This is a genomic window from Streptomyces sp. NBC_00335, assembly GCF_036127095.1.
Classification (GTDB): Bacteria; Actinomycetota; Actinomycetes; order Streptomycetales; family Streptomycetaceae; genus Streptomyces.
On sequence record NZ_CP108006.1, the window covers coordinates 3,843,167 to 3,867,269 of the forward strand.

The 24,103-nt window shown below is 70.7% G+C and carries 24 protein-coding genes and 1 tRNA gene; 14 read left to right on the forward strand and 11 right to left on the reverse strand.

Translation table 11 applies throughout. The features are described 5' to 3' along the window. The first annotated feature begins 170 nt into the window (after positions 1-170). The 4 genes from acs (at position 171) to OHA37_RS17115 (ending at position 5,266) form a co-directional block, all read left to right on the forward strand. On the forward strand, positions 171-2,126 hold the full coding sequence (gene acs / locus OHA37_RS17100) for an acetate--CoA ligase (RefSeq protein WP_266906118.1): 1,956 nt from the start codon (positions 171-173) through the stop codon (positions 2,124-2,126). A gap of 187 nt (positions 2,127-2,313) precedes the next feature. After that, positions 2,314-3,789 (forward strand): Na+/H+ antiporter NhaA, encoded by a 1,476-nt coding sequence (gene nhaA / locus OHA37_RS17105; protein ID WP_443046178.1) that lies wholly within the window; start codon positions 2,314-2,316, stop codon positions 3,787-3,789. Positions 3,790-3,842: 53 nt separating this feature from the next. After that, positions 3,843-4,301 (forward strand): phage holin family protein, encoded by a 459-nt coding sequence (locus OHA37_RS17110; protein ID WP_266906122.1) that lies wholly within the window; start codon positions 3,843-3,845, stop codon positions 4,299-4,301. Beyond that, entirely contained in the window at positions 4,298-5,266 is a 969-nt protein-coding gene (locus OHA37_RS17115; protein WP_266906124.1) for an alpha/beta fold hydrolase, read from the forward strand. The genes OHA37_RS17110 and OHA37_RS17115 overlap by 4 nt, the downstream gene beginning before the upstream one ends. A 387-nt stretch (positions 5,267-5,653) precedes the next feature. On the opposite strand, the gene OHA37_RS17120 is transcribed toward OHA37_RS17115, so the two are convergent. From OHA37_RS17120 to nth, 3 genes are all read right to left on the reverse strand, one after another. Beyond that, a complete protein-coding gene (locus OHA37_RS17120; protein ID WP_266912874.1) occupies positions 5,654-6,856 on the reverse strand; it encodes a MarP family serine protease in 1,203 nt (400 codons plus the stop codon). 13 nt (positions 6,857-6,869) lie between these two features. After that, positions 6,870-7,631 (reverse strand): NUDIX hydrolase, encoded by a 762-nt coding sequence (locus tag OHA37_RS17125; RefSeq protein ID WP_266906126.1) that lies wholly within the window; start codon positions 7,629-7,631, stop codon positions 6,870-6,872. A gap of 186 nt (positions 7,632-7,817) precedes the next feature. Beyond that, positions 7,818-8,627: an endonuclease III gene (gene nth, locus OHA37_RS17130; RefSeq protein ID WP_266906128.1), complete on the reverse strand. Its 810-nt coding sequence runs from the start codon at positions 8,625-8,627 to the stop codon at positions 7,818-7,820. 398 nt (positions 8,628-9,025) lie between these two features. On the opposite strand from nth, the gene OHA37_RS17135 reads away from it, so the two are divergent. After that, positions 9,026-9,700, forward strand: coding sequence for a Crp/Fnr family transcriptional regulator (locus tag OHA37_RS17135; RefSeq protein WP_003981529.1), 675 nt, complete (start codon positions 9,026-9,028; stop codon positions 9,698-9,700). Between the two features lie 221 nt (positions 9,701-9,921). Beyond that, positions 9,922-10,731 carry a nucleotidyltransferase domain-containing protein gene (locus OHA37_RS17140; RefSeq protein ID WP_266906130.1) on the forward strand — a complete coding sequence of 270 codons (810 nt, stop codon included), beginning with the start codon at positions 9,922-9,924 and terminating at the stop codon, positions 10,729-10,731. 16 nt (positions 10,732-10,747) lie between these two features. Here OHA37_RS17140 and OHA37_RS17145 read toward each other — a convergent pair whose 3' ends face one another. The 4 genes from OHA37_RS17145 to OHA37_RS17160 all read right to left on the reverse strand — a co-directional run bounded on the left by OHA37_RS17145 (position 10,748) and on the right by OHA37_RS17160 (position 13,445). Next, on the reverse strand, positions 10,748-11,593 hold the full coding sequence (locus OHA37_RS17145; protein WP_266906132.1) for an MBL fold metallo-hydrolase: 846 nt from the start codon (positions 11,591-11,593) through the stop codon (positions 10,748-10,750). Continuing rightward, complete coding sequence (locus OHA37_RS17150; RefSeq protein ID WP_266906133.1) at positions 11,590-12,525, reverse strand: NUDIX hydrolase; 936 nt, start codon at positions 12,523-12,525, stop codon at positions 11,590-11,592. Before OHA37_RS17150 ends, OHA37_RS17145 begins: the two co-directional genes overlap by 4 nt. 285 nt (positions 12,526-12,810) lie before the next feature. Further along, positions 12,811-13,284 (reverse strand): RidA family protein, encoded by a 474-nt coding sequence (locus OHA37_RS17155; RefSeq protein ID WP_266906135.1) that lies wholly within the window; start codon positions 13,282-13,284, stop codon positions 12,811-12,813. Beyond that, on the reverse strand, positions 13,281-13,445 hold the full coding sequence (locus OHA37_RS17160; RefSeq protein WP_112447450.1) for a DUF4177 domain-containing protein: 165 nt from the start codon (positions 13,443-13,445) through the stop codon (positions 13,281-13,283). Before OHA37_RS17160 ends, OHA37_RS17155 begins: the two co-directional genes overlap by 4 nt. A 76-nt stretch (positions 13,446-13,521) precedes the next feature. Here OHA37_RS17160 and OHA37_RS17165 point away from each other — a divergent pair, with 76 nt between their 5' ends. Beyond that, positions 13,522-14,502 (forward strand): ArsA-related P-loop ATPase, encoded by a 981-nt coding sequence (locus tag OHA37_RS17165; protein ID WP_266906137.1) that lies wholly within the window; start codon positions 13,522-13,524, stop codon positions 14,500-14,502. A gap of 14 nt (positions 14,503-14,516) precedes the next feature. Continuing rightward, positions 14,517-15,827, forward strand: coding sequence for an ArsA family ATPase (locus OHA37_RS17170; RefSeq protein WP_266912876.1), 1,311 nt, complete (start codon positions 14,517-14,519; stop codon positions 15,825-15,827). Positions 15,828-15,855: 28 nt separating this feature from the next. On the opposite strand, the gene OHA37_RS17175 is transcribed toward OHA37_RS17170, so the two are convergent. Then, positions 15,856-16,206 carry a WhiB family transcriptional regulator gene (locus OHA37_RS17175; RefSeq protein WP_250745358.1) on the reverse strand — a complete coding sequence of 117 codons (351 nt, stop codon included), beginning with the start codon at positions 16,204-16,206 and terminating at the stop codon, positions 15,856-15,858. A gap of 386 nt (positions 16,207-16,592) precedes the next feature. Between OHA37_RS17175 and OHA37_RS17180 the strand changes: the two genes are divergently transcribed. Then, complete coding sequence (locus OHA37_RS17180; protein WP_266906140.1) at positions 16,593-18,869, forward strand: transglycosylase domain-containing protein; 2,277 nt, start codon at positions 16,593-16,595, stop codon at positions 18,867-18,869. A gap of 103 nt (positions 18,870-18,972) precedes the next feature. On the opposite strand, the gene OHA37_RS17185 is transcribed toward OHA37_RS17180, so the two are convergent. Continuing rightward, on the reverse strand, positions 18,973-19,434 hold the full coding sequence (locus tag OHA37_RS17185; protein ID WP_243330535.1) for a GatB/YqeY domain-containing protein: 462 nt from the start codon (positions 19,432-19,434) through the stop codon (positions 18,973-18,975). A 79-nt stretch (positions 19,435-19,513) separates the two neighbouring features. Here OHA37_RS17185 and OHA37_RS17190 point away from each other — a divergent pair, with 79 nt between their 5' ends. The 3 genes from OHA37_RS17190 (at position 19,514) to OHA37_RS17200 (ending at position 21,287) form a co-directional block, all read left to right on the forward strand. Beyond that, positions 19,514-20,452 carry a metallophosphoesterase gene (locus tag OHA37_RS17190; protein ID WP_266906143.1) on the forward strand — a complete coding sequence of 313 codons (939 nt, stop codon included), beginning with the start codon at positions 19,514-19,516 and terminating at the stop codon, positions 20,450-20,452. A 31-nt stretch (positions 20,453-20,483) separates the two neighbouring features. Next, complete coding sequence (locus OHA37_RS17195) at positions 20,484-21,173, forward strand: Pr6Pr family membrane protein (protein WP_266906145.1); 690 nt, start codon at positions 20,484-20,486, stop codon at positions 21,171-21,173. A 40-nt stretch (positions 21,174-21,213) separates the two neighbouring features. Beyond that, positions 21,214-21,287 (forward strand) — tRNA-Pro (locus OHA37_RS17200). Positions 21,288-21,428: 141 nt separating this feature from the next. Here the strand turns inward: OHA37_RS17200 and OHA37_RS17205 are convergent. Continuing rightward, positions 21,429-21,707 (reverse strand): hypothetical protein, encoded by a 279-nt coding sequence (locus tag OHA37_RS17205; RefSeq protein WP_266906147.1) that lies wholly within the window; start codon positions 21,705-21,707, stop codon positions 21,429-21,431. 166 nt (positions 21,708-21,873) lie between these two features. Here OHA37_RS17205 and OHA37_RS17210 point away from each other — a divergent pair, with 166 nt between their 5' ends. Beyond that, a complete protein-coding gene (locus OHA37_RS17210) occupies positions 21,874-22,734 on the forward strand; it encodes an SDR family oxidoreductase (protein ID WP_266906149.1) in 861 nt (286 codons plus the stop codon). 186 nt (positions 22,735-22,920) lie between these two features. Here OHA37_RS17210 and OHA37_RS17215 read toward each other — a convergent pair whose 3' ends face one another. Further along, positions 22,921-23,247, reverse strand: coding sequence for a hypothetical protein (locus OHA37_RS17215; protein ID WP_323182337.1), 327 nt, complete (start codon positions 23,245-23,247; stop codon positions 22,921-22,923). Between the two features lie 367 nt (positions 23,248-23,614). Here OHA37_RS17215 and OHA37_RS17220 point away from each other — a divergent pair, with 367 nt between their 5' ends. Then, positions 23,615-24,100 carry a cation:proton antiporter regulatory subunit gene (locus tag OHA37_RS17220; RefSeq protein WP_266906153.1) on the forward strand — a complete coding sequence of 162 codons (486 nt, stop codon included), beginning with the start codon at positions 23,615-23,617 and terminating at the stop codon, positions 24,098-24,100. The last annotated feature ends 3 nt before the right edge of the window (positions 24,101-24,103 follow it).

The window sequence follows — 24,103 nt, forward strand, 5'->3', positions numbered from 1 at the left end:
CCCTTCCCGCACCCTGCAGCGGGAGGGGGCCACTCGCGCGTGGGCCCGGCCGGGTAATAGGTCTACACCAATTCACGGCAACCTCTTGTCACCCGGGCCATTGACTGATGAGCTATGCCCGGGGACACAACCGGGGACACAACGGACACCCTGGGAAAGGGAGATGCGTCGTGAGCAATGAAAGCCTGGCCAATCTGCTCAAGGAGGAGCGGCGGTTCGCACCGCCTGCCGATCTGGCCGCCGCCGCCAATGTGACTCAGGCTGCGTACGCACAGGCCGACGCGGACCGGCTGGGCTTCTGGGCCGAGCAGGCGCGGCGGCTGAGCTGGGACACCGAGCCCACCGAAACGCTCGACTGGAGCAACCCGCCCTTCGCGAAGTGGTTCGCGGACGGCAAGCTGAACGTCGCGTACAACTGCGTGGACCGCCACGTCGAGGCCGGCAACGGCGACCGCGTGGCCATCCACTTCGAGGGCGAGCCCGGCGACAGCCGCTCGATCACCTACGCCGAGCTCAAGGACGAGGTCTCCAAGGCCGCCAACGCCCTCACCGAGCTCGGTGTCCAGGCCGGCGACCGGGTCGCCGTCTACCTGCCGATGATCCCCGAGGCCGTCGTCGCGATGCTCGCGTGCGCCCGCGTCGGCGCCGCCCACTCGGTCGTCTTCGGTGGTTTCTCCGCCGACGCCGTCGCCTCCCGCATCCAGGACGCCGACGCGAAGCTGGTCATCACCTCCGACGGCGGCTACCGCCGCGGCAAGCCGAGCGCCCTGAAGCCCGCCATCGACGAGGCCGTCGCCAAGTGCCCGCAGGTCGAGCACGTCCTGGTGGTGCGCCGCACCGGCCAGGACACCGCCTTCACCGAGGGCCGGGACGTCTGGTGGCACGAGATCGTCGAGCGCCAGTCCGCGGAGCACACCCCGCAGGCCTTCGACGCCGAGCACCCGCTGTTCATCCTGTACACCTCGGGGACCACGGGTAAGCCCAAGGGCATCCTGCACACCTCCGGCGGCTACCTCACGCAGGCCTCGTACACCCACCACGCGGTGTTCGACCTGAAGCCGGAGTCGGACGTCTACTGGTGCACCGCCGACATCGGCTGGGTGACCGGGCACTCCTACATCGTCTACGGGCCGCTCGCCAACGGCGCCACCCAGGTGATGTACGAGGGCACGCCGGACACCCCGCACCAGGGCCGGTTCTGGGAGGTCGTACAGAAGTACGGCGTCACCATCCTCTACACCGCGCCCACCGCGATCCGCACCTTCATGAAGTGGGGAGACGACATCCCCGCGAAGTTCGACCTCTCCAGCCTTCGCGTGCTGGGCTCGGTCGGCGAGCCGATCAACCCCGAGGCCTGGATCTGGTACCGCAAGCACATCGGCGGCGACCGCTGCCCGATCGTGGACACGTGGTGGCAGACCGAGACCGGCGCGATGATGATCTCCCCGCTGCCCGGTGTCACCGAGACCAAGCCCGGCTCCGCCCAGCGCGCCCTGCCCGGAATCGCCGCCACCGTCGTGGACGACGAGGCGAACGAGGTCCCCAACGGCGGAGGCGGCTACCTCGTCCTCACCGAGCCGTGGCCCTCCATGCTCCGCACCATCTGGGGCGACGACCAGCGCTACATCGACACCTACTGGTCCCGCTTCGAGGGCAAGTACTTCGCCGGCGACGGCGCCAAGAAGGACGAGGACGGCGACATCTGGCTCCTCGGCCGCGTCGACGACGTCATGCTCGTCTCCGGCCACAACATCTCCACCACCGAAGTCGAGTCCGCGCTCGTCTCGCACCCCTCGGTCGCCGAGGCGGCGGTCGTCGGCGCCGCCGACGAGACCACCGGCCAGGCCATCGTCGCCTTCGTCATCCTGCGCGGCAGCGCCTCCGAGACCGACACCCTGGTCGCGGAGCTCCGCAACCACGTCGGCGCCACCCTCGGCCCCATCGCCAAGCCCAAGCGCATCCTGCCCGTGCAGGAGCTGCCGAAGACCCGCTCCGGCAAGATCATGCGCCGCCTGCTCCGCGACGTCGCCGAGAACCGCGCGGTCGGCGACGTCACCACCCTCGCCGACTCCTCCGTCATGGACCTGATCCAGAGCAAGCTGCCGGCCGCCGGCAGCGAGGACTGATCCGCAGGCCGGGAAAGGTCTGAGACACCCGTACGACACGACGAAAGGGGCATTCGGCGCGGCGCGCCGGATGCCCCTTTCGCACATAAAGTGACGATCACCGGATACACCCACGCGTACACCCTGTAAAGTATTAGATGGTTAAAGAGCTACTCCACAGGGTGCGCCGGGAAGTCTGGTCGGCAACATGCTTCGCCATGCCGTCCAACCCACCCCGGAGGTGCCCCCCGTGGCCGCGCCCAGCCCCACCGACAACCAGAGCCGCAAGCTCCTCGGCCGCCTCTCGCTGCCGGAGCGCCGCTTCGTGGCCGACGCCCTGCGTGCCGAGACGGTGGGCGGCGTCCTCCTCCTCGTGGCCGCGATCGCCGCCCTCGTCTGGGCGAACGTGCCCGCCATCTCGGCGAGCTACGAAAGCGTCCGCTCCTTCCACATCGGGCCCGCCTCCCTCGGCCTGGACCTTTCGCTCCAGCACTGGGCGGCCGACGGCCTGCTGGCCATCTTCTTCTTCGTCGCCGGCATCGAGCTCAAGCGCGAGCTCGTCGCGGGCGACCTGCGCGACGCCAAGGCGGCCGCGCTCCCGGTGATCGCCGCGATCTGCGGCATGGCCGTGCCCGCGCTGGTCTACGTACTGACCAACGTGCTCGGCAACGGCTCGACCGACGGCTGGGCGGTCCCGACCGCCACCGACATCGCGTTCGCACTCGCCGTCCTCGCCGTGATCGGCACCTCGCTGCCGTCCGCCCTGCGCGCGTTCCTGCTGACCCTGGCCGTGGTCGACGACCTGTTCGCCATCATGATCATCGCGGTGTTCTTCACCAGCGACATCAACTTCCTGGCGCTCGGCGGCGCGGTCGCCGGCCTGGTCCTCTTCTGGTTCCTGCTCCGGGTGAACGTGCACGGCTGGTACGTCTACGTCCCGCTCGCCCTGGTCATCTGGGGCCTGATGTACAACAGCGGCGTCCACGCCACCATCGCCGGTGTTGCCATGGGCCTGATGCTGCGCTGCCACCGCAAGGAGGGCGAGCACCACTCCCCGGGCGAGCACATCGAGCACATGGTCCGGCCCCTCTCCGCCGGTCTGGCCGTCCCGCTCTTCGCCCTGTTCTCGGCCGGCGTCTCCCTCTCCGACGAGTCCATCGGCCAGGTCTTCACCCGGCCGGAGCCCCTCGGCGTGGTCCTCGGCCTCGTCGTCGGCAAGACGCTCGGCATCTTCGGCGGCACCTGGCTCGCCGCCCGCTTCACCAAGGCGGAGCTCAACGACGACCTTTCCTGGCCGGACGTCTTCGCCGTCGCCTCCCTCGCAGGCATCGGCTTCACCGTCTCGCTCCTGATCGGCGAGCTCGCCTTCACCGACGACCCCGTCCTCACCGACGAGATCAAGGCCGCCGTCCTGATCGGCTCGCTCATCGCCGCCATCGTCGCGTGCGTCCTGCTGAAGCTGCGCAACCGCAGGTACAAGGCGCTCACCGAGGACGAGGAGCGCGACGAGGACCTCGACGGCATCCCCGACATCTACGAGCAGGACAAGCCGGACTACCACCTGCGGATGGCGAAGATCTACGAGGCCAAGGCCGCGGAGCACCTGCGCAAGGCGGAAGCGGCCACGATCGCCGTGTCCGAAGCTCCGGGCGGATCCAGCACCGACGACGGCCGTCCGGCATGATCTGACCTGACGACAGGACAGCCGTCGCAGTCGGACGACAGAGGGAGAGAGCGATGAGCGCAGTGGACCAAGGGGCCCCAGGAGCCGAGCGCACACTCGGCCAGCTGGTCGCCTCGGCCACCGCCGAGATGTCCGCCCTGGTGCACGACGAGATCGCCCTCGCCAAGGTGGAGATCAAGCAGGACGTCAAGCGCGCGGGCATCGGAAGCGGCGCCGCGATCGTCGCGGGCGTGCTCCTCCTCTTCTCGCTGCCGGTGCTGAGCTTCGCGGCGGCGTACGGGATCCACAACCTCGGACTCGGGCTGGCCTGGTCCTTCCTGATCGTCGGTGTGGCGTTCTGGCTGCTCGCGGGCGTGATCGGGCTGATCGCCATGGCGAAGTTCAAGAAGATCAAGCCGCCGGTGAAGACCATCGCCTCGGTCAAGGAGACGGCGGCCCTCGTCGGCACCGTCAAGCCCCACGCCCGGTCGGTCAGTGACAACGCCGTGGGTGTGGCACGCTCGTCCTCATGACAGCCCCCTCGTCCGATTCCGGCACGTTCGCTGCGCCCCCCACCGCCGCCACGGCGGTCCGGATCGCCATCCCCGGCGGGCGAGAAGTGACGCACCGGGACGTCGCGGCCAACGGGGCGCGGTTCCACGTCGCCGAGCTGGGCGACGGACCGCTGGTGCTGCTCCTGCACGGGTTCCCGCAGTTCTGGTGGACGTGGCGGCACCAGATGACCGCGCTGGCCGACGCGGGCTACCGGGCGGTCGCGATGGACCTGCGCGGGGTGGGCGGCAGCGACCGCACCCCGCGCGGCTACGACCCGGCCAACCTGGCGCTGGACATCACCGGGGTCGTACGGTCCCTCGGCGAGCCCGACGCCGCTCTCGTCGGGCACGATCTGGGCGGCTACCTCGCCTGGACGGCGGCGGTGATGCGGCCCAAGCTGGTGCGCCGGCTGGTGGTGTCCTCGATGCCGCACCCGCGCCGGTGGCGCTCCGCGATGCTGTCCGACTTCGGCCAGACCCGCGCCAGCTCGCACATCTGGGGCTTCCAGCGGCCGTTCGTGCCCGAGCGTCAGCTCGTCGCCGACGACGGGGCGCTCGTCGGCGAACTGATCCGCGACTGGTCGGGCCCCCGGCTCCCCGAGGAGGACGATGTCGCGGTGTACCAGCGCGCGATGTGCATCCCCTCCACCGCGCACTGCTCGGTCGAGCCGTACCGCTGGATGATGCGCTCCATGGCCCGGCCCGACGGCCTGCAGTTCAACCGGCGCATGAAGCGGCCGGTGCGGGTGCCGACGCTGCACCTGCACGGCTCGCTCGATCCGGTGATGCGCACGCGGAGTGCGGCGGGGTCCGGGCAGTACGTCGAAGCCCCGTACCGCTGGCGGCTCTTCGACGGGCTCGGGCACTTCCCGCACGAGGAGGACCCGGTGGCGTTCTCGACCGAGCTGGTCAACTGGCTGAAGGATCCCGAGCCGGACCGCTGAGCCGACGGTCTCTTATATGACAAGCATTCAATTGCCTGGCGCATAGGCCAATTGGCCGCCCCGAACGCGATTACCGACCTTGGGCCCCGGGCAGAGCTCGGAGTATGGGCTGGACGCACGACTACGGTGACACCGCACACGAACGCCGCTCGACGGTCACGCCGGGCACGCACAGGGGGCAGGGCCGCGAAGGCCACGACGACCCCCGACTCGGGATTCCGCGCATCCTGCGCCGACGGGCCCGCTGGGTCTCCGCCAGGCTCAGGCACCAACGCACGTAGGCAAGGGGCCGGCAAGGCTTCCCGGGCCCGGCAGGGGCTCCCGGGCCCCGGCGGGGCCACGGGGCCTGCGGCAGGGCCACGGGGCCCCTCAAGGCTCCCGTAGGGCTCAGAGAGCGCAACCCTGGCTGTCGACCCGCCGGTTCGCCGTCTCCCCGATCCGGATGTCCTCGCGGATCTCCTCCGTGGTCAGGGCGTAACCGGTGTTGGGGTCGTCGAGGGACTTCGCGAAGACGACTCCGTACACCCTGCCCTCGGGCGTCAGCAGCGGGCCGCCGGAGTTGCCCTGGCGGACCGTCGCGTACAGGGAGTAGACGTCCCGTCGTACGGTTCCGCGGTGGTAGATGTCCGGGCCGTTGGCGTTGATCCGGCCGCGGACGCGTGCCGCGCGGACGTCGTACGCGCCGTTCTCCGGGAAGCCCGCGACGATGGCGTCGCTGCCGCTCGACGCGCCCTTGTCGGTGAACTCCAGTGCCGGCGCCTTCAGCTTGGGCACGTCCAGGACGGCGATGTCGCGCTCCCAGTCGTAGAGCACGACCTTGCCGTCGTAGAGCTTGCCCTCGCCGCCGACCTGCACGGTCGGTTCGCCGACCCCGCCGACCACGTGCGCGTTGGTCATCACCTTGCCCGGCGCGAAGACGAAGCCGGTGCCCTCCAGCACCTTGCTGCACGCGGGCGCCGTGCCGACGACCTTCACGATCGACTGCTTGGCGTGCTCGGCCACGGGGCTGCGCGCGAGCAGCGGGTCCGGCGGCTGGACCTCGGTGATCGGCTCGTTGGAGAACGGGCTGAAGACCTGCGGGAAGCCGTTGCGCGCCAGGGTGGAGCTGAAGTCCGAGAACCAGGTGTTCGCCTGCGCGGGAAGGACCCGCGAGACGCCGAAGAGCACCTTGGAGTTGCGGACCTCCTTGCCCAGCGTGGGAATTGACGTGCCGGCGACCAGGGAACCGATCAGCCAGGCCACCAGCAGCATCGCGACCACGTTCACCAGGGCGCCGCCCGTCGCGTCCAGCGCGCGGGCCGGGGACCAGGTGATGTGGCGCCGGAGCTTGCTGCCCAGATGGGTGGTCAGCGCCTGGCCGATCGAGGCACAGACGATGATCACGACCACGGCGATGACGACGACCGTCGTGGACACCTGGGTGCCGTTGTCGGTGACCCGGTCCCAGATCAGGGGCAGCAGGGACACGGCGACGAGACCACCGCCGAGGAAACCGATCACCGACAGGATGCCGACGACGAACCCCTGGCGGTAGCCGACGATCGCGAACCACACGGCGGCGAGCAGCAACAAGATGTCCAGCACGTTCACAGGGCTCACCGTCTCATGCGCGCCAGTCGAGCGGGACTTCCCGGGACCGGTCCCAGGGGCGTTCCCAGCCGGCGAAGTGCAGGATCCGGTCGATCACTCCGGCGGTGAAACCCCAGACCAGAGCCGATTCCACGGTGAAGGCCGGGCCGTGGAAGCCGCTCGGGTGGACGACGGTGACGCGGTGCTGCGGGTCCGTGAGATCGGCCACGGGCACCGTGAAGACGCGGGCGGTCTCGGCCGGGTCGACCACGCCGACCGGGCTGGGGTCGCGCCACCAGCCGAGCACCGGGCTCACGACGAACCCGCTGACCGGGATGTAGAGGCGCGGCAGCACCCCGAAGAGCTGGACCCCGGCCGGATCCAGACCGGTCTCCTCCTCCGCCTCGCGCAGCGCGGCGCGCAGCGGGCCCGTGGTGTGCGGGTCGCCGTCCTCGGGGTCGAGGGCCCCGCCGGGGAAGGAGGGCTGGCCGGGGTGCGAACGCAGGGTGCCGGCGCGCTCCATCAGCAGCAGCTCCGGGCCTCGGGGGCCCTCGCCGAAGAGGATCAGTACGGCGGACTGGCGGCCGCGGCCGTCCTCCGGCGGCAGGAACCGGCTGAGCTGGGTGGGCCGGACCGTCCGGGCCGCCTCGACGACGGGGTCCAGCCAGTCGGGCAGGCCGTGGGTGCGCAGGTCGATGCTTCCGCGCGGGCCGCGCCGGGTGTCGTACGGGGCCCCGTGCGCGGCGGCTGCGCCGAGCCCGGTGTCAGCGCGGCGGTTCTGCGTGGCCTCTGTCATAGGCACCCCTGTCCGTGGTCCCCCACACACCGCCAAACGCGGTGCGGGTAGCGATTCGTTCCTTGCGGGTGCGGCTCCGCTGCCGGGGCCCCGCCCCGGATCCCGCGCCTCGAACGCCGGCGGGGCTGGATGTCACGGCGCCGGCAGCCTGAGCAGCGCGGTGGCGGGCTCAGGCGCTGACCGGGCTCAGGCGTCCACCGGGCCGGATTTGGCAGGCGCCGGGAGGCCCGGGTAGTCCGGGGGCGGGCTCAGGCGCTGGCCGGGCTGGCCGCCCTTCTCGTACTTCAGGAGCTTCGCCGCCTTGTCCGGGTCGGTCTCGCCCTCCCCGTAGGACGGGCAGAGCGGTGCGATCGGGCAGGCCCCGCAGGCGGGCTTGCGGGAATGGCAGATCCGGCGGCCGTGGAAGACGACGCGGTGCGAGAGCATCGTCCACTCGCTCTTCGGGAAGATCGCGCAGATCTCCGCCTCGACCTTCTCCGGGTCCTCCTGCTCGGTCCACTTCCAGCGCCGCACCAGCCGGCCGAAGTGGGTGTCGACCGTGATCCCGGGCACGCCGAAGGCGTTGCCGAGCACCACGTTCGCCGTCTTGCGGCCCACCCCGGGGAGCGTCACCAGGTCCTCGATCCGGCCGGGCACCTCGCCGCCGAAGTCGTCCCGCAGCGCCTGTGAGAGGCCGAGCAGGGACTTGGCCTTCGCCCGGAAGAACCCGGTCGGCCGGATGATCTCCTCCAGCGCCTCCGGATCGGCTCCGGCCATGTCCTCGGGGGTCGGGTACGCGGCGAAGAGGGCCGGGGTCGTCTGGTTCACACGCAGGTCGGTGGTCTGCGCGGACAGGACGGTGGCGACCAGCAGCTCGAAGGAGTTGCGGAAGTCGAGCTCCGGGTGCGCGTACGGGTAGACCTCCGCCAGCTCGCGGTTGATCCTGCGTGCCCGCCGCACCATCGCCAGATGGCTCTCCGGCTTCGCCCCGGCCTTCTTGACCTTGCTCTCTGCCATCCCCGAAGGCTACGCCGCACAGCCCTCCGCCCGTGGCCGGACGTGAGCTCCGCCCGGCCGGGGTTTCTTGGCCGAAGTTTTGCCCTGAAGCGGGGGTGACTGCTCCGGGAGGGCTCCCACCAGGCCGTGTTCGCCCACGGCTGAATTTACCGTGGCCGTCACTCCGCCGGACCCCTTGGCCTGTGCTCTCACCGGCCTGTTGGACCCGCCGCAGGTCCGGGACGGGGTGACTACGACACCCCCGGACCTGAGGTAACACCACCCCGATCGGCCTCTCGCCGCACAGCACACCCGTACGTCCGGCATCCTTGTGATGAACGTGATTGATCGCACTGTTTGAGCCGTCCGGCAAAATGGGGGAGCGATCCCCCTGGCTGGTCGACATAGGAGAGAGACTCGTGGACGACGTACTGCGGCGTGCCCCGCTCTTCGCGGCGCTCGATGACGAGCAGGCCGCGGAGCTCCGCGCCTCCATGGGCGAGGTGACCCTCGCACGTGGTGACGCCCTGTTCCACGAGGGCGACCCCGGTGACCGGCTCTACGTCGTCACCGAGGGCAAGGTGAAGCTGCACCGCACCTCCCCCGACGGCCGCGAGAACATGCTGGCCGTCCTCGGCCCCGGAGAGCTGATCGGCGAGCTGTCGCTGTTCGACCCGGGCCCGCGCACCGCCACCGCCACCGCGCTGACCGAGGTCAAGCTGCTGGGTCTGGGTCACGGAGACCTCCAGCCCTGGCTGAACGCCCGGCCCGAGGTGGCGACCGCGCTGCTGCGCGCCGTCGCGCGGCGCCTGCGCAAGACCAACGACCAGATGTCCGACCTGGTCTTCTCCGACGTCCCGGGCCGCGTGGCCCGTGCGCTCCTCGACCTGTCGCGCCGCTTCGGCGTGCAGTCGGAGGAGGGCATCCACGTCGTGCACGACCTCACGCAGGAGGAGCTGGCCCAGCTCGTCGGCGCGTCGCGCGAGACCGTGAACAAGGCCCTGGCCGACTTCGCGGGACGCGGATGGCTCCGCCTGGAGGCGCGTGCGGTGATTCTTCTCGACGTGGAGCGGCTCGCGAAGCGGTCCCGCTGACGCCGGTCACAGTCGTGTGAGGGGTCCTGCCCGGTCGGGCGGGGCCCCTTCCGCGTACCTGCGGCGCCGTTCCGGGGGCTCTGCCCCCGCGCCCCTGCGCCCCCGCGCCTCAAACGACGGCGGGGCTGATTTCGGCTGCGCCGTGGCTGCCCGGCGGCCGGATGCGAGCACCCGGCGTTTCGCCCCGCGGTGTGCCGCCCGGGGAAAGGCACAGTGGACCCATGGAGCACAGAGGCCTCGACGCGTACGGGTACTTCGAGCGCGAAGGCTCGCTCGGGCAGGTGCAGGCCGAGTTCCGGGGGCTCGTCGCCGCCGTGCGGGAGCGGATCGGGGAGGCGTACGGGCGACGCCTGCACAGCGCCTACCTGTACGGGTCCGTGCCGCGCGGGAACGCCCGGCCCGGGCGGTCCGACCTCGACCTGCTGATCGCCCTGCACCACGCGCCCGGCGGGGAGGACCGCGACACCGCCGAGGCGCTGGCGCGCGGCATCGACGAGGAGTTCGCGGAGATCGACGGGGTCGGGATCCTGCTGTACGGCAAGGACCGGCTGCTGAGCGAGCAGGAACGTTACGACCTGGGCTGGTTCCTCGCCTGCCTGTGCACCCCGCTGCTCGGCGCGGACCTGGCCGAGCACCTGCCCCGCTACCGGCCCGACGGCCTGCTCGCCCGCGAGACCAACGGCGACCTCGCCGAGCTGCTGCCCAGGGTGCGCGAGCGGATCCGGGAGGCGGCCACCCCGGAGGAGTACCGCAAGCTGTGCCGGGGCGTCTCGCGGCACCTCGTACGGACCGGGTTCACCCTCGTCATGCCGCGGTGGGGCGGCTGGACCAGCGACCTCACCGAGTCGGCGGAGGTGTTCGCGCAGTACTACCCCGAGCGCGCCGACCAGATGCGCGCCGCTGCCGCCGCCGCGCTGGACCCGGTCGCCGACCCGGCCGTGCTGCGCGCCTACGTCGAGGACCTCGGGCCGTGGCTCGCGGACGAGTACACGACCCGGCACGGGACGAAGACGCCCCGGCCGGCGGGCTAGGCCGCCTGCGGCCCGCTCAGTCCGGGGCCCCGGGGATCAGCCCGTGCTCCGTCAGGTACTCCAGCTGCGCGCGTACGGACCACTCCGCGGCCGGCCACAGCGACCGGTCCACGTCCGCGTAGACGTGGGCGACGACCGCCTCGGGGGTGACCAGGCCGTTCTCGACCGCCGTCTCGATCTGCGCGAGGCGGTGCGCCCGGTGGGCGAGGTAGAACTCCACCGCTCCCTGCGCGTCGTCCAGGACCGGCCCGTGCCCCGGGAGCACCGTGTGGACCCCGTCGTCGACCGTCAGCGAGCGCAGCCGGCGCAGGGAGTCCAGGTAGTCGCCCAGGCGCCCGTCGGGGTGCGCGACGACCGTCGTGCCCCGCCCCAGGATCGTGTCGCCGGTCAGGACCGCGCGGTCGGCGGGCAGGTGGAAGCAGAGCGAGTCCGCGGTGTGGCCGGGCGTCGGCACCACGCGCAGCTCCAGACCGCCCGTGCGGATGACGTCCCCGGCGGCCAGGCCCTCGTCGCCCAGGCGCAGGGCCGGGTCCAGGGCGCGCACCTTCGTCCGGGTCAGCTCGGCGAAGCGGGCCGCGCCCTCCGCGTGGTCGGGGTGTCCGTGGGTGAGGAGGGTGAGCGCGACCCGCTTGCCCGCCCCCTCGGCGGCGGCGATCACCGCGCGCAGGTGTACGTCGTCCAGCGGGCCGGGGTCGATCACCACGGCCAGGTCGGAGCCGGGCTCGGAGACGAGCCAGGTGTTGGTGCCGTCGAGGGTCATCGGGGAGGCGTTCGGGGCCAGGACGTTCACCGCGCGGGCGGTGGCGGGTCCGGAGGCAACCATTCCGCGGGGCTGGCCGGGCAGGGCGGCGGCATCGGTCATGCGGGGGCTCCTCCGGGGTGCGCGGGGCCGGGGGTGCCGGGAGCCGTGAGGCGGACCCGCTTGGTGAACTCGTCGTGGCCCGGCCAGCTGAGCACCAGCTCCCCGTCCGTGAGGGTGGCCTGGGCGAGGACCGGGGTCAGGTCCTGGGCGCCGGCCGCCGCGAGGGCCTCCGCGGGGCTCGCGTACGGCTCCAGGGAGCGCAGGGTGGTGATGGTGGGCGGCATCATCAGCAGCTCGCCCTTGTCGTAGCCGGCGGCGGCGTCGGCCGGACGGATCCAGACCGTGCGGTCGGCCTCGGTGGAGGCGTTGCGGGTGCGCTGCCCCTCGGGGAGGGCCGCGACGAAGAACCAGGTGTCGTAGCGGCGCGGCTCGAACTCCGGGGTGATCCAGCGGGCCCACGCGCCGAGCAGGTCGGAGCGCAGGACCAGGCCCCGCCGGTCGAGGAACTCGGCGAAGGACAGCTCACGGGCGACCAGGGCCGCGCGGGCGGCCTCCCAGTCCTCGCCGGTGGTGTCGCCGACGACGGTGTCCGCGGACTCGCCCGCGAGCAGCACCCCGGCCTCCTCGAAGGTCTCCCGGACGGCTCCGCAGACGATCGCCTGGGCGGTGGCCGGGTCGGTGCCCATGCGCTCCGCCCACTCGGCACGGCTCGGGCCGGCCCAGCCGATGAGGTGGTCCTCGTCCCGGGGGTCCACGCCGCCGCCGGGATACGCGTAGGCGCCTCCGGCGAAGGCCATCTCGACGCGGCGGCGCAGCATGTGCACGGCGGGGCCGTCGGGGGTGTCGCGCAGCAGCATCACGGTGGCGGCGCGCCTCGGTTCCACCGGGGTGAGGGCGCCGTCCGCGAGGGCGCGGATCCGGTCGGGCCACTCCGGGGGGTACCACTGACCTCCGGCGGAGGTCTCTTGCTGACCGTACTGACCATTCGGCATGGCGGGATGCTACGGGCATCCGGGCCGATGTTCGAGGGGTGCCCCTGCCTGCCGGGCTGCGCGGGGCGAAGTTCCCAGGGCCTGCCCTGACCCGGTCCTCAAGCGCCGGACGGGCTGGGAAGGGGTACCGGGCTGCGCCCGGACCCCTCTGGGGCTCCGCCCCAGACCCCGGTCCTCAAACGCCGGACGGCTGAAGAGCAAACGCCGGAGGGGCCGGATCGTGCCCTACGGGCAGGGTCCGGCCCCTCCGGGGTAGACGTTCGGCCCCACAGGGCCGCGCCGAGGTCAGGCTCCAGGAACCAGTTCCACCTGGATCTCGATCTCGACCGGGGCGTCCAGCGGGAGGACCGCCACGCCGACCGCGCTGCGGGCGTGGACGCCCTTGTCGCCGAGGACGGCGCCCAGCAGCTCGCTCGCGCCGTTCAACACGCCCGGCTGTGCCGTGAAGTCGGGGGCGGAGGCGATGAAGCCCACCACCTTCACGACGCGCGCGATCTTGTCGAGGTCGCCGATGACGGACTTCACCGCGGCCAGCGCGTTCAGCGCGCAGGTCGCGGCCAGTTCCTTGGCCTGCTCCGCCGAGACCTCCGCGCCGACCTTGCCGGTGACCGGCAGGTTGCCCTTCACCATCGGGAGCTGCCCCGCGGTGTACACGTAGGCGCCCGAGCGCACGGCCGGCTGGTAGGTGGCCAGCGGCGGGACGACCTCGGGGAGGGTCAGGCCGAGCTCGGCCAGCTTCGCCTCGACGACTCCGCTCATGCCGCCTTCTCCCGCTTCAGGTAGGCCACGAGCTGCTCGGGGTTGTTCGGGCCGGGAACGACCTGGACGAGCTCCCAGCCGTCCTCGCCCCAGGTGTCCAGGATCTGCTTGGTGGCGTGGACCAGCAGCGGGACGGTCGCGTATTCGAACTTCTTGGTCATGGGAGCGAGCGTAGTGCCTGCCGTGCGGGGCCCCGCCACCACCGCCGCCGCCGGGGAGGAATTAGGCTCGGGCCCTGTGAGCAGGCTCCAGGTGGTCAGCGGCAAGGGCGGCACCGGCAAGACCACGGTCGCCGCGGCACTCGCGCTCGCCCTCGCACGCGAGGGCAAGCGGACTCTTCTCGTGGAGGTCGAGGGCAGGCAGGGCCTCGCCCAGGTCTTCGGGGCGGAGGCGCTCCCCTACGAGGACCGGAAGATCGCCGTCGCCTCGGGCGGCGGGGAGGTCTACGCGCTCGCCATCGACGCGGAGCGGGCGCTCCTGGACTACCTCCAGATGTTCTACAAGCTCGGCTCGGCCGGCCGCGCCCTCAAGAAGCTCGGCGCCATCGACTTCGCGACGACCATCGCGCCGGGACTGCGCGACGTGCTCCTGACGGGCAAGGCGTGCGAGGCGGTCCGGCGCAAGGACAAGTCCGGCCGGTTCGTCTACGACCACGTGATCATGGACGCTCCGCCGACCGGGCGGATCACCCGCTTCCTGAACGTCAACGACGAGGTGGCGGGCCTGGCCCGGTTCGGGCCGATCCACAACCAGGCGCAGGCCGTGATGAAGGTGCTCAAGTCCCCCGAGACGGCCGTGCACCTGGTCACCCTGCTGGAGGAGATGCCCGTGCAGGAGACCGCCGACGGGATCGCCGAGCTCCGCCAGGCGGGCCTGCCGGTGGGGCGGGTCGTCGTCAACATGGTCCGGCCGCACCACCTCGACGAGGACGCCCTGCGCGCCGCCTCCGGCGAGCGGCGCTCCGACGTCTCCAGGGCGCTGTCCCGGGCCGGCCTCGGCAGCGCCCGGCGCGGCGGGCCGGCCGAACGGCTGGTGGACCCGCTGCTCGCGCAGGCCTCGGAGCACGCGAGCCGGGTGGAGCTGGAACGCGCCCAGCGCACCGTACTGGCGGGGCTGGACGTGCCGACGTACGAACTCCCCCTGCTCGGCGCGGGGATGGACCTGGCCGGGCTCTACGGGCTCGCCGCGGAGCTGCGCAAGCAGGTGGGCGAGGAATGAGCGAGGCCGGGACCATGGAGATGACGATGGAGGCGACGACGATGGACGCTCCCCCGCGACTGGACGTCGACCGGCTGCTCGACGATCCGCAGACCCGGATCATCGTGTGCTGCGGCGCGGGCGGCGTCGGCAAGACCACGACCGCCGCGGCGCTCGGGGTACGGGCGGCCGAGCGCGGGCGCAAGGTGGTCGTCCTGACCATCGACCCGGCGCGCAGGCTGGCCCAGTCGATGGGGATCGACTCGCTCGACAACACTCCGCGCAGAGTCACGGGCGTGCGGGGCCCGGAAGGCGCGGACGGCGGCGGCGAACTGCACGCCATGATGCTCGACATGAAGCGGACCTTCGACGAGATCGTCGAGGGCCACTCCGACCCCGAGCGCGCCGAGGCCATCCTCGCCAACCCCTTCTACCAGTCCCTGTCGGCCGGCTTCGCGGGCACGCAGGAGTACATGGCGATGGAGAAGCTGGGGCAGCTGAGGGCCCGGGACGACTGGGACCTGATCGTGGTGGACACCCCGCCGAGCCGCTCCGCGCTGGACTTCCTGGACGCGCCGGGGCGCCTGGGGTCCTTCCTGGACGGGAAGTTCATCCGGGTGCTGATGGCTCCGGCGAAGGTGGGCGGCCGGGCGGGGATGAAGTTCCTCAATGTCGGCATGTCGATGATGACGGGCACGCTGAGCAAGCTGATGGGTGCCTCGCTGCTGAAGGACGTACAGACCTTCGTGGCCGCCATGGACACGATGTTCGGCGGCTTCCGCACCCGCGCGGACGCCACCTTCCAGCTCCTCCAGGCTCCCGGAACGGCGTTCCTGGTGGTCTCCGCGCCCGAACCGGACGCGCTGCGCGAGGCCGCGTACTTCGTCGAGCGGCTGGCCGCGGAACGGATGCCGCTGGCCGGGCTCGTACTGAACCGGGTGCACGGCAGCGGCGCCGAACAGCTGTCGGCGGAGCGGGCGTTGGCCGCCGCGGAGAATCTTGAAGAAGGCGGCATTGTGGATCAGGAGTCCGGGAAAGCTGGACTTCGTGACTCCACGGACCCCGCATCCGACTCCGACACCGACCCCGACGCCCGCACTGCGCGAGAGACCGGCGCCGACGCCGTAGAAGCCGACGTGGATGTGATCACGGCAGGACTGCTCCGCCTGCACGCGGAGCGCATGCAGGTCATCGCGCGCGAACAGCGCACGCGTGACCGCTTCACCTCGCTGCACCCCGAGGTGGCGGTGGCCGAAGTGGCCGCCCTGCCCGGCGACGTACACGACCTCGCCGGGCTGCGGGCCATCGGAGAGCGACTCGCGGCCGGGGTTCCGGCCGGAGCGTAGGCGTTCCTACGACGGGTGCCCAGGTGGTCTACCCGGCTGCCGCGTACGTCTCGTACGGAACACCGATCTCCTCATCGTCATCCATGGTGAGGATGCCCGTACTGCGCTCGTACTCCGTGCGTGCGGTTTCGAGCAGTCGCCTCCACGAGGTGACGGTGGGGCGCCGGCGCAACAGCGCACGTCGCTCCCGCTCGGTCATTCCGCCCCACACTCCGAACTCGACACGATTGTCGAGCGCGTCGGCCAGGCACTCGGTCCGCACCGGACATCCGGTGCACACCGCCTTGGCCCTGTTCTGTGCCGCTCCTTGAACGAACAGTTCATCCGGATCGGTAGTGCGGCAGGCTGCCTGCGCACTCCAGTCGGTAACCCAGCCCATCCCGGCGCCGTCCTCTCCCGAATCGAGGCTCCCCCACGGCGGTAGCGGCATATTCACCGCTGCCAGTTGAGGACGTTACGGAAGGCGGGCACAGTGCAACACCCCCGACGGGCCCAATCTTGAATGGTCCGAACGGACTATGGGTAAGCGGCAGATCACCCGACGGAGTGATCCTGCGACATGCCCGACCATTCCGGCGATTTGGGTGAAATCGGCGGGGCACACTGATCACAGGAGGCTAGATTCGGACATGCGTCCACCCCATTCGGGAAGGGTGAAAAACAAGCCGAGGGGTTGATGTCCCACCGCACTGCTGTGACAGTTGAGGACAGCTTAGGCCAAGGCATTCGCGCGTGTCCGGCGATTGAGAACGTAGGCTGCCCTCCATGGGAAAGAAGCGCTCGGGCGGCGGGCTCACGGGGCCACAGCAGGCCGCCAAGTTCCTCGGTGTGTCCGTTCTCTCCGGAGTTGTACTCGCGGGGATCGCGATCCCGGGCGCCGGCGCCCTGGGACTCGCGGCCAAGGGCACGGTCGAGGGGTTCGATGAGATCCCGGCCAATCTGAAGACTCCACCGTTGAGCCAGCGCACCACGATTCTGGACGCGGAGGGTGGCTTGATCGCCACGGTCTATTCGCGTGACCGGCAGGTGGTCCCGATCACGGCCATCTCCCCGTACATGCAGAAGGCCATCGTCGCGATCGAGGACTCCCGCTTCTACGAGCACGGCGCGGTCGACCTCAAGGGCATCCTGCGTGCGGTCAACCGCAATGCCCAGGAGGGCGGCGCGGCCCAGGGCGCGTCGACGCTGACGCAGCAGTACGTGAAGAACGTCTTCGTCGAAGAGGCCGGCGACGACGAGACGAAGGTGCGCGAGGCCCAGGAGAAGAGCCTCGGACGCAAGATCCGCGAGCTGAAGTACTCGATCCAGGTCGAGGAGGAGCTCGGGAAGCAGAAGATCCTCGAGAACTACCTCAACATCACGTACTTCGGGCAGCAGGCGTACGGAATCGAATCCGCCGCCCGGCGCTACTTCAGCAAGCCCGCCAAGGACCTGACCCTGGAAGAGTCGGCGCTGCTGGCGGGCGTGGTGCAGTCACCGAGCCGGTACGACCCGATGAACGACTCGCAGGAGGCGATGAAGCGCCGCAACATCGTCCTCCAGCGCATGGCGGACGTCAGGGACATCTCCCAGGCCGAGGCTGATGCCGCGAAGGCGAAGCCGGTCCAGCTGAAGGTGACCAAGCCGAAGAACGGCTGCATCACCGCCGTCAAGGGCGCGGGCTTCTTCTGCGACTTCGTGCGCAACACCTTCCTCGACGACACCGCCTTCGGGAAGACCCGCGAGGACCGGGCGAAGGTCTGGAACCAGGGCGGCCTCACCGTCCGGACGACCCTGGACCCGCAGTCGCAGGACTCGGTCAACGAGTCCATCAAGGACCACGTGGACCAGGACGACAAGGTCGCCACGGCCGTCACCCTCGTCCAGCCCGGCACCGGGCGGGTCCTCGCCATGGGGCAGTCGAAGCCATACGGCTTCGGCAAGAACGAGACCCAGATCAACTTCTCGGTGGACAAGAAGATGGGCGGCTCGAACTTCGGCTTCCCGACCGGCTCCACCTTCAAGGCCTTCGTCGCGGCCGCGGCCCTGGAGGGCGGACTGCCGCCGACGAAGATGTACCAGTCCCCGTACGACATGGACTACCCGAGCCCGGTGCGGACCTGCAGCGACAAGCCCTGGGTCAACACCGACCGGGCCAAGGTGGAGAACGAGACCGAGTCCGAGGTCGGCCCGTACGGGATGAAGGAGGCGATGGCCAAGTCGGTCAACACCTACTTCGTGGAGATGATCTCCGAGGTGGGCCTGTGCCCCGTCACCGAGATGACCAGCAAGCTCGGCGTGATCCCGGCCAACGGCGCCAAGCTCCCCGAGGTCCCCGCCATCGCGCTCGGCAGTGAGGGCATGTCCCCGCTGACCATGGCCAACGCCTACGCCACCTTCGCCAACCGCGGCGTGTACTGCACCCCGGTCACCATCGAGTCGATCACCGACTCGCACGGCAAGGCGCTGACCGTCCCGAAGTCCAAGTGCGGCCGCGCGATGAGCGAGACGACCGCCGACACCATCAACACGCTGCTGCTCGGCGTGGTCGACTCCGGTACCGGCCAGAAGTCGGGTCTGTCCGACCGGCAGAGCGCGGGCAAGACGGGTACCACCGACAGCCGTTACAACGCCTGGTTCGTCGGCTACACCCCGAACATGTCCGGCGCGACCTGGGTCGGCTCCGGCGGCGCCAAGCAGGTGTCGATGGAGAACATCACCATCGGCGGCCAGTACTACGACAAGGTCTTCGGTGGTGGCCTGCCCGGCCCGATCTGGAAGCAGGCGGTCTCCGGCGCGCTCTCCGGCCGCGAGGCCCCGGGCTTCACCACGGTGAACATCCCCGACACCCCGAGCCCGGCCCCCGGCGGCAAGCCCAGCGGCAAGCCCACCAAGCCCGGCAAGCCGGGCCGCGACGGCAAGCCCGGTGACAGTCGGCCCGGCGGGCAGACCGCCACCGGCGGGACCGTCGGAGCCACCGGCGGAACCGACGGCGGCACGGGCGGGACCGACCCGCTCGGCGGGATCACGTTCCCGCCGGGCATCATCGGCGGCCGCGACTAGGCACCTTGGGGCCCGTAGGCCCCGTAGGCCCCGTAGCAAAACGAGGGAGGGCCCCCACCGATCCGCATCCGGATCGGTGGGGGCCCTCCCTCGTTTTCCCGTACTAGGACAGGTGCTTCTTGACGGCGGCGGCGACGCGCCCGCCCTCCGCCAGACCCGCGACCTTCGGGTTCACGATCTTCATCACGGCGCCCATGGCCCGCGGCCCCTCGGCGCCCGCCGCCTTGGCCTCCTCGACGGCCTGCGCCACGATCGCGTCGAGCTCGGCCTCGCCGAGCTGCTTGGGGAGGTAGGTGTCGAGGAACTCGCCCTCGGCGGTCTCCCGCGCGGCCTGCTCGGGACGGCCACCCTGCGCGAAGGCGTCCGCGGCCTCGCGGCGCTTCTTCGCCTCCTTGGCGATCACCTTGAGGACTTCCTCGTCGGAGAGCACCCGGGCTTCCTTGCCCGCGACTTCCTGGTTGGTGATGGCGGAGAGGGTCAGGCGCAGCGTGGACGAGGCGAGCTCGTTGCGCGCGCGGATGGCGGTGGTGAGGTCTTCCTGGAGCTTGGCCTTGAGCGTGGTCATGTCCCGAGTCTGCCAGGTACGGGGGCTCCGGCGCCCGCCGGTTTCCCGGCGGGGTTGCCGGGTCTGCGAACATATGGGCATGCGTGCGCGTTACGGAGTACCCCTGAAGGTCACCGCCGGCATCGCCGCGGCGGGGGCCGCCGGCCTGGCCTATGCCGCCGGTTTCGAAGCCCGGTCCTTCCGCCTGCGCCGGGTCACGGTCCCCGTGCTCCCGCAGGGGATGCGCCCGTTGCGCGTCCTGCAGGTCTCGGACATCCACATGGTCGGCGGGCAGCGCAAGAAGCGCGCCTGGCTGCAGTCGCTCGCCGGGCTGCGCCCCGACCTCGTGGTGAACACGGGCGACAACCTCTCCGACACGGAGGGCGTGCCGGAAGTGCTCGACGCGCTCGGCCCGCTGATGGAGTTCCCCGGCGTGTACGTCTTCGGGTCGAACGACTACTACGGCCCCCGGATGCGCAATCCCGGGCGCTACCTGATCGAGAAGACCCAGGGCCGGCACGGGCTCAACGGAAACGCACCGGTCGTCGGCGCCGTCCACAACCCGTGGGAGGGGATGCGGGACGCCTTCGACGCGGCCGGCTGGCTGAACCTCACCAACACCCGGGGCCGGCTCAAGCTCGACGGCCTGGAGCTGGCCTTCACCGGCCTGGACGACCCGCACATCAAGCGCGACCGGTACGAGCGGGTCGCGGGCGGTCCGGAGACGGACGCCGACTTCTCGATGGCCGTCGTACACGCCCCGTACCTGCGCGTCCTCGAAGCCTTCACCGCCGACCGGTACCCCCTGATCCTGGCCGGGCACACGCACGGCGGACAGCTGTGCATCCCCTTCTACGGGGCGCTCGTCACCAACTGCGACCTGGACACCAAGCGGGTGAAGGGCCTCTCGACGCACGAGACGCAGGGGCAGCGCGCGTACCTCCACGTGTCGGCGGGCTGCGGGACCAACCGCTTCACCCCGGTGCGCTTCGCGTGCCCGCCCGAGGCGACACTGCTGACACTGACCGCGAAGGCATGAGGCGGGCGGTCGCGCCGGGTACGTTGATCGGATGATCGCACCTGCCGCACTCCGCCTCACGACCGTCGCCTTCCGCACACTGATCGCGGCCGCGGCCGTCACCGGTCTGGTCATCGAGTGCGTGTACGGCAGCGTGCCCCTGGTCCTGAGCTTCTTCACGATCTGGACGAACATCCTGGTCGCGATCGTCTACGGGCTCTCCGCCCTCCGCGTCCACCGGCGCGAGCCGGACGTCGCCCCCTTCTGGCGGGGCGGCGTCCTCCTCTTCATCCTGATCACCGGGCTGGTCTTCCACCTGCTCCTGGCCAACCCGTCGAGCCCCTTCAACGTGGTCGAGGACCTGGACAAGCTGACCGGCGCGAAGTCCGTCTCCAACCAGCTCCTCCACACGGTCACCCCCATCGGCGCCGTCCTGGACTTCCTCTTCCTGACGGCCCCCCGCACCCTGCGCCCGCGCTACGCCGCGCAGTGGCTGGCGTACCCCCTGGTCTACGTGGTCTTCGCGCTGATCCGCGGCGCCCTCCTCTCCCCCGGCATCCCGCACCGGTACACGTACCCCTTCATCGACGCCGCCCAGTACGGCTACGCGAAGGTCGCGCTGAACGCGGTGGTCCTGGGCCTCGCCTTCTACGCCCTCGGCCTCGCCCTGGTCACGGCGGACCGCTACCGCCCGCCGCGCGAAAACCGGATTTCGTCTCCGGCCGAGGGTCCGCTAAAGTAATCGATGTCGCCAGGGCAGCAAGCGCTGCAGGGGTGGACATCGGGGTGTAGCGCAGCTTGGCAGCGCGCTTCGTTCGGGACGAAGAGGTCGTGGGTTCAAATCCCGCCACCCCGACTTCGTAAGACCAGGTCAAGGGCTTGATCCGCATCGCGGGTCAGGCCCTTCCTGCGTTCCGGGTGATCGTTTGGGAGAAATCTGGGAGAAGATCTTGGTCGGCTTCTCCCAGGACTTCGGACCCGACGTCCGCCCTGCCGGTCAGAGGGGGTGCGGAGACATGACGTGGGGCTCGACGCCCGGCGCCTCAAGCAGGCAGCGTGGGACTCCCGGACCAGGTGTCGTGCGAACCGCGATCGGAATCGGCGGATCGGTCGGAAGATCCACGCGCACCGTGACGGGCCTGTCGTCCCAGGTCGTGGCGTGTCCCGTCTCCTCGCCATCCACCAAGACCTGCACCTCTACGGTGTGACCTGTCTGGACGGTGGCGCTGACCGAGTGACCGTCGTAGTCGATGTGGAAGTGGTGGCGTCGTCTCATGAGTACGCCTCCTCGCCTGCCCCACCACTCAAGCCTAGTGCTGCTCCGCGGGGCAGCCCTTCGCGCGCCCTGACGAGTGAACCCGCGCGTGTCCTGAGGGTCTCAGGACGATCGTGCCGCACACCGTGGGGTGGAGAGCCCCGAATCGGTGTGAGGACGCGACGAGATGACGACCGTAGTGGTGACCGGCGCGACCGGGAACGTCGGACGGCACGTGGTGAGCGAGTTGCGCCGGCGAGGCATCCCCCACCGCGCGTTCACCCGCGACCCTGAACGAGCCACGGCCGTACTCGGCCCCGGCGCCGACCTTGTGCAAGGGGACTTCGCCGATCCCGCATCGCTCCGGGCCGCCTTCGCGGGCGCCGAGCAGGCCTTCCTGAGCTGTGCCAACGACCCACGGCAGGTCGGGAACGCGGCAAACGCGATCGAGGCCGCAGCCACGGCCGGTGTCCGGCAGATCGTCATGCTGTCCACGGTCGGAGCCGAGGCCGGAGCCGCGGAGACGTTCGCGGATCAGCACGGCCGCATCGAGCACCGCCTGCGCTCGGCGGGGATCCCCTTCGTGATTCTCCGGTCCAGCTTCCTGATGTCGAACCTCCTCGGTTCACTGCCGACGATCGGGCAGGCCGGGCGGATCTTCCTGCCCGCGGACGACGCCCGCGTCGCCATGATCGACCCCCGTGACGTGGCCGCCTGCGCGGTCGCAGTGCTCTCCGGGCAGAGCAGGGACGGAGAGACCCATCTGATCACCGGCCCCGAGGCCCTCACCTTCACCGAGGTCGCCCACCGACTCTCCAGCGCCCTCGGACGGACGGTGGAGTACGTCGCCGTACCCGACGAGGCAGCCCTGGCTGGCATGCTCGGCGCGGGCCTGCCGCCGTGGCTCGCCGAGGGGGTGGTGGGCATCTTCCAGCTGCTCCGGGAAGGCACCAATGCCGACACCACCGACTCCGTGCGCCAGCTGACCGGGCACGACCCACGCCCCGTCGCCGACTTCGCCCGCGACCTCATGGCACCGCTCCAGTGATGCTCGGTCTGCCACGCCACCTGGTCACGGCTCCGTCCCTGACACCTCCTTGATGCCGGGATAGCACCGCCCTTCAGGCCTGTCACCGGCGTTAAGAGGGCATAAAGACTGCCGGTCTCCGGCAATGCGCTCTCGGGTGCGTACCGGGCAGGATCAGGACAGGTCATCCTGCGGCACCCGAAGTGATCAGGAACCCGTGGACTTGTGGAGGGTCAGGCGGCGGTAGGCGGCGCGGGCGTTGGCGATGCGGGAGATGGCGGTTCCGATGCTCGCCGCCGCCAGGAGGCATCCGAGGCGGCCCAGGTCGTAGCCGGCGGACCAGGTCAGTTCGCCCATGGGTGGTGTGGCGAAGCCGTTGAGGGCGAGCCAACAGACCAGGGCTGTGCCCGGTGCGGCGATGAGCCGGGCTCCGGTGCTCAGTACGGCGCACAGCACGGACAGAAGGAGAAGATCGATCGTGGGGTCGCCCTGGCCGTTCAGGTAGTTGAGGACGGTGACCACGACGAGGGCCACGACCCCTGAGGCTGCCCACACCGAGGGGGTTGCGACGGGGTGGGGCACAGGGCGGGCACCGGAACTCAGACGCCTCCATTGCACCACGCGATTCCTCCCTCGCCCTGGCCTCCGCCGTTGGAGGCCTCCGCCATGATGCCGGAGCCGGGGAGGAACGGGCACAGGCCAGAAATCAGCCGAACGACGGCGCGGCATGATTCGCCGTCAAACCGTCCCGCCGCACCGCCTCCTCCATCGGAGCCGCGGCACCTTCCACAGGCGAATTCTTCACCGATTCGGCTGACTAGCGCAGGGATAGGGTGACGACATGAGGTGCACTGTCCACCTCCATCTTCCGCCGACAACGTCAGAAACCTGGGGGTCTTCCGTGCCTGTTCCCCGCGTGAGCCGTACTCCGCTGCCGGGCATAGGGGTCCGCTACGACCTCACCACTCGTGAGCATCGCCGCCTGTCGGTGATCGCCCACCGGGACGGTGCCCGAACGCTGAACGCCTACCGGCGGGACGACCCGGACGAGTGCGCGCTGTCGGTGAAGCTGACCGGCGGCGAGACGGAGGCGCTGATCGACGCGTTGATGCCCTCGCACCACAGCCCGAACCTGCTCTCCACGACCGACCTGGGGCTGGTGGCGGAGCGGATCGAGCTGTCCTCCATCTCCCACTGGAACGGGCGGGTGCTGGGTGACACCCGCATGCGAACGGAGACTGGCGTGTCCATCGTGGCCGTGCTGCGACGGGCCGGGGCGATACCTTCCCCCGGGCCCGACTTCCGGCTGGCCGGCGGGGACACCCTCATAGTGATCGGCACCCGCGAGGGCGTCGAGGCCGCCGCCGCGATTCTCGGCCGGGAGTGACGT